Source organism: Micromonospora sp. (genome assembly GCF_048594385.1).
Classification (GTDB): domain Bacteria; phylum Actinomycetota; class Actinomycetes; order Mycobacteriales; family Micromonosporaceae; genus Micromonospora; species Micromonospora wenchangensis.
The window spans coordinates 1-4,657 of sequence record NZ_JBMDWU010000573.1 but is presented as its reverse complement, the minus strand read 5'-3'; the positions used below and the strand labels follow the sequence as shown (position 1 = coordinate 4,657).

The following is a 4,657-nucleotide window of genomic DNA, read 5'->3' as shown; positions in this document are numbered from 1 at the left end:
TGCTGCCCGGCGACGGCGGGGCGGTCGGCGCGGGGACGACCGGGCCGCAGGTGCTCGGCGGGACCGCCACCGGGGCGGCGGTGGCGGTGCTCGCCGCCGGTCTGCTCGGCGCGGCCACCCCGCTGTTCGTCGCCGGCTCCGGCGCGCTGCTGCGGGGGGTGCTCGGCGGGGCCGCCGCCACGGCCGGTGGGCTGACCGGGCCGCAGGCCGGGGCGGTGGTGGCGCTGGCCGCGACCGCCCTGGTGCTGACGGTGCCCCTGTTCGCGTTCCGGCTGGCCGGGATGCGCCTCGCCCCGCTGCCGACCCGACCCGAACACCTCCAGGAGGACATCGACCCGGAACCGGCCGGCCCGCTGATGGACCGGGCGCGGGCCGTCGACCGGCTGATGACCGCCCTGTACGCCGGCCTGGCGGCGGCCACCGCCGTGGCGCTGCTGCCGGTGGCCCACCGGGCGGGGTGGGCGGAGGTGACCCTGGTGCTGCTGGTCGCGCTGGTCTGGTCGCTCAACGCCCGGCCGATGACCAGCGCCTGGCACCGGCTGACCCAGGCGGTACCGGCGTTGGTCGGGCTCGTCGCCGTCGCCGTGGACGCCCTGGCCGGTGCGGGACCGCTGGCGCGGGTGCTGGCGTTGGTGTTGCTGCCGGTCGCCGTACCGGCGTTGCTGCTGGCCGGGCGCAGCCTCACCGGGCGGCGGGTGACGCCGTACTGGGGGCGGGTCGGTGACCTGACCCTGACCGCGGCGGCGGTGGCGCTGCTGCCGATCGGGCTCGCCGTCCTGCACGTGTACGACTACTTCCGGGCGATCGGGGGCTGAGGCCGTGCAGTCCCGACGTGACCAGGTGCAGGCGCAGTCGCACCTGCTGGGCCGGTTGACCGCCGCGCTGGTGGCCGGCGAGCCGGACGGCCTGGAGACGCCGCACCGGCGGACCACCGTGGGGTTGCTCGCCGGGGTCCTGGTCGCCGCGTTGGTGGTCGGCGGCTTCACCCTGTACGGCTTCTTCGCCCCCGGCGGGGCCACCGCCTGGCGCAAGGCCGGGTCGCTGGTGGTGGAGAAGGAGACCGGCTCGCGCTACCTCTACCTGGACGGGCGGCTGCGCCCGGTGCTCAACTACGCCTCGGCCCGGCTGCTGCTCGGCGAGGAACTGGCCGTGGTCACCGTGTCGGCGAAGTCGCTGCGCGGGGTGGCGCACGGTCAGCCGCTGGGCATCGTCGGCGCTCCCGACGTGCTGCCGGCCGGTGGCCTGGCCGGGGTCGGGTGGACCGCGTGCGCGCCCAGCGCCACGGATCTGGCCGGCACCGAGACGACGGCGTTGACCCTGTCCGTCGCCCCGGCGGCCGACGGGACTCCGTTGGCCGCCGACCGGGCGGTGCTGGTCCGGCCCACCGGCGACCCGACCGCCGGCTATCTGATCTGGAACGGTCACCGGTTCCGGCTCACCGCGCCGTGGCTGCCGGCGGTGCTGGGACACGACGGGCCACCGGTCACCGTACCGGCGGCCTGGTTGGACCTGGTCCCCGCCGGGGTTGACCTGGGGCCGGTGGCGGTGCCGGGGCGCGGCGAGGCCGGGCCAGAGGTAGACGGGCAACCGACCCGGATCGGTCAGCTGTTCACCGCCCGACCGGCCGACGGGGCGGAACGGCACTACCTGCTGCGCCGCGACGGGCTGGCCCGGCTGACCCCGTTGGCGTACGCGCTGCTGGCCGCCGACCCGGCGACCGTCGCCGGCTACGGCGGCCGGGTGGTGGTCCCGACCGTGCTGAGCCCGGCGGCGCTGGCCCGGCTGCCCCTCGTGGCCCGACCACCCGTGGCCGAGGAACTGCCGGCGGTGGCGCCGGCGGCGGCCTCCCGCGCCGCCGGGCTGGCCTGGTGCCTGCGGTTCGGTGCCGACGGCCGCCCCCGGGTCGTGGCGGCCCGACCGGTACCGGCGACCGGCATCGTCCGGGGTGGCGTCGGGGTGACCCGGACGGCGCACACCGCCGACGCGGTGGCGGTCACCCCGGGACGCGGCGGGCTGGTGGTCACCGGTCGCGCCGGACAGCCCGGCACCGGCTACCACCTGGTGACCGACGCCGGGGTGAAGTACCCCCTCGCCGGTGCGGCGGTGGCGGAACGGCTGGGTTACGCCCCCGCGACCGCGACCGTGGTGTCACCGGACCTGATCGATCTGCTGCCGACCGGTCCCGCCCTCGACCCCGCCCGGGTCGTCGGATGAGACCGGCCGACCAGCGGAACCGGCGACGCGGAACCGCCGCGGCCGCCCCAACCGGAAGGAGCGCCGATGCCACTCGGCAATGAGGTAGACGAGCAGACCATCCGCAGCACCATCTCGGCGATGAACCAGACCGACGCCCAGTGCGACGCGGCGCAGCGTGCCGTCGACAACACGTCCAGCTTCCTGGACACCCAGTGGCGTGGGGAGGCCAAGACCGCCTTCACCACCTCCATCCAGCAGTGGCTGGAAGGGCTGAGCAAGGTCAAGCAGGGGCTGCTCGACCTGAACACCGCGATGACCTCGCACTACCAGACCAGCGCGCAGGTGGAGCAGGACAACGCTCTCTCCGCGAGCTGGACCTGACCACCGACCGACCCCTCACGAAGGACGACCCATGCCGTCGTACGGACTCAACCCCAACGGTCTGCTGGACAGCTCGGCCGAGTTGCAGGGCGTGACCAACAGCATCCAGAACGCGATCGACGAACTCAACACCGTCGTCCAGACGTACGTGAGCGCCAACTCCGGTGACACCCGGGAGGCGTTCACCGCGGCGCAGGCGAAGTGGAACACCGGGATCGACGAGATGCGCCGGGCGCTCGCCGACGCCTCGTCCCGGCTGGACCAGATCCACGACAACTACCGGCTGGGTGACGCGCGGGGTGCCGCGCTGTTCCAGGGCAACGTCTGACCTTCGGTGCGGCGGGCGGTACCGGGCCGCCCGCCTCCCACCTCACGGAACGGAGCACCAGATGCCGATCGTCATCGACGAGCCGTACATCAACCAGCTCGTCGCGAAGCTGAACAGCCTGCGGGACGCGGTCGACACCGCCACCTCCGGGCACGGCCAGTACGTCTCGCAGACGCTGCGTGACCTGGTCGTCTCGGCCGGCACGAACAACTTCGAGCCGGGCAAGACCATCCGTGACCAGCTCAACAAGACCGGTGACACGCTGCTGGCCCGGATGACCACGCACCGGACCACGATGAACAGCCTCGCCGTGGGGTTGACCGAACTGCTGGCGAACTCGGACTACATCGAGTCGCTCAACTCGGTCACCGCCGAGCGGTTCCTGGAGTTCCTGCCCGGCACCGGCACCCCGCCGAACACCGGCACCCCGCCCAACCCCACCCCGAACCCGACGGCGTGATCCGGTGACCGCGCCGTACCAGGACATGTCCCAGTGGACCTGGGAATCGATGCTCCAGAACGTGCTGGGGGAGGGCCGGGACGGCCCCGACGGCACCAGCGGCACCATGCTGGACCGTCGGTTGGTGGCCGGCCCGGACGTGCGGTGGCTGCGTCTCGTCGACCACCTGGACGACGTGACCGAGTCCTCGCAGCCGCCCAGCGACGGCGACGTGACCAACCGGATCGACTCGCTCGACGGCAACGAGTTCTTCCTCTACCGGATCAGCACGGTCGGCTCGGTGCGCGACGGGAAACCCCACTACACCACCCGTACCCAGTTCATCCAGGTGAAGATCGTCTTCAGTGACTCGCAGACCGAGGGGGCGCCCTCCCCGCGCGGCGCCTTCGAGACCTTCTACAAGTCCAGCGAGGGCGCGTTGCAACGGCTGACCAGCGGCACCAACCCGGTGTTCAGCTGGAAGAGCTTCACCGACGCCGCCAAGATGCTGCACGACGTGGAGACCAGTCTGGTCAGCACCGAACGGGAGCTGAAGACCATCCTGGACCGGGTCGGCGACGACGCCTCCGGGTTCCAGGGCAACGCCTCCGGGGTGTTCATCGGTGCGGTGGCGAACATGCGGCGCGACGTCCACCGGCTCGCCGTCGACATGAACGCCAACAGCACCGACCGGGCCTGGTCCGACCAGGTCGACGACGTGGTCGACGACATGACGACCTTCCGCAACAAGATCGCCAGCTCGTTCCGGGAGTTCAGCGACCACACCTTCCAGTGGTTCAACGGCTACAACCCGACCACGTTGATCGACTCGTTGAAGAAGATCGTCACCGAGGTCAGGACGGGCAACTTCAGCCAGGTCACGATCACCCTGCCGGACGCGTACGGCAACGGCTCGGTGAACAGCGGCACGTTCAACCTGATGACCGAGGCGGGCTGGCAGAGCGTCGACAACATGATCAAGGGCGCCTGGCTCGGCCAGTTGCATGAGCTGGACGCCACGATGCGTACCGAGCTGGCACTGCTGACCACCCGGTTGCGCTCCGTCACCCACCTGGTGAGCGTCATCTCGCCCCCACCGACCACCACCGGCGCCACCCCGCCGCCGGGCGGCACCCCCGACCTCAACGGGCCGGACCTCAACGGCGGCGGTGGCCCCGGTCTGGGTGGCGGTGGTGACCTGGGCCTGGGCGGTGGTGGGGACCTCGGCCTGGGCGGCGGTGGTGATCTGGGCCTGGACGGGGGCGGCGGTGACCTCGGTCTGGGTGGCGGTGGTGACCTGGGCCTGGGCGGTG

At 72.5% G+C, this 4,657-nt stretch carries 5 protein-coding genes and 1 pseudogene; all 6 read left to right on the top strand.

Going from position 1 to position 4,657, the window contains the following annotated elements; all coding sequences use genetic code 11:
* Positions 1–815 (top strand): annotated as a pseudogene (locus tag ACOJTC_RS30265) (hypothetical protein); the annotation flags it as partial.
* Positions 816–819: 4 nt separating this feature from the next.
* Entirely contained in the window at positions 820–2,214 is a 1,395-nt protein-coding gene (gene eccB, locus ACOJTC_RS30260) for a type VII secretion protein EccB (RefSeq protein ID WP_357929399.1), read from the top strand.
* Positions 2,215–2,280: 66 nt separating this feature from the next.
* Positions 2,281–2,577, top strand: a complete 297-nt coding sequence (locus tag ACOJTC_RS30255) for a WXG100 family type VII secretion target (RefSeq protein WP_204923310.1) — start codon at positions 2,281–2,283, stop codon at positions 2,575–2,577.
* A gap of 31 nt (positions 2,578–2,608) precedes the next feature.
* Entirely contained in the window at positions 2,609–2,905 is a 297-nt protein-coding gene (locus ACOJTC_RS30250; protein WP_204923302.1) for a WXG100 family type VII secretion target, read from the top strand.
* A 61-nt stretch (positions 2,906–2,966) separates the two neighbouring features.
* On the top strand, positions 2,967–3,365 hold the full coding sequence (locus tag ACOJTC_RS30245) for a hypothetical protein (RefSeq protein WP_420119434.1): 399 nt from the start codon (positions 2,967–2,969) through the stop codon (positions 3,363–3,365).
* A gap of 4 nt (positions 3,366–3,369) precedes the next feature.
* The coding region (locus ACOJTC_RS30240; protein WP_420119433.1) for a hypothetical protein at positions 3,370–4,657 on the top strand (1,288 nt) is incomplete at its 3' end.

What these genes read in the sequence shown, in the direction of transcription:
- ACOJTC_RS30255 (WP_204923310.1), top strand. Translation starts at nt 2,281, where the DNA reads ATGCCACTCGGCAATGAGGTAGACGAGCAGACCATCCGCAGCACCATC.
- ACOJTC_RS30245 (WP_420119434.1), top strand. Translation starts at nt 2,967, where the DNA reads ATGCCGATCGTCATCGACGAGCCGTACATCAACCAGCTCGTCGCGAAG.
- ACOJTC_RS30250 (WP_204923302.1), top strand. Translation starts at nt 2,609, where the DNA reads ATGCCGTCGTACGGACTCAACCCCAACGGTCTGCTGGACAGCTCGGCC.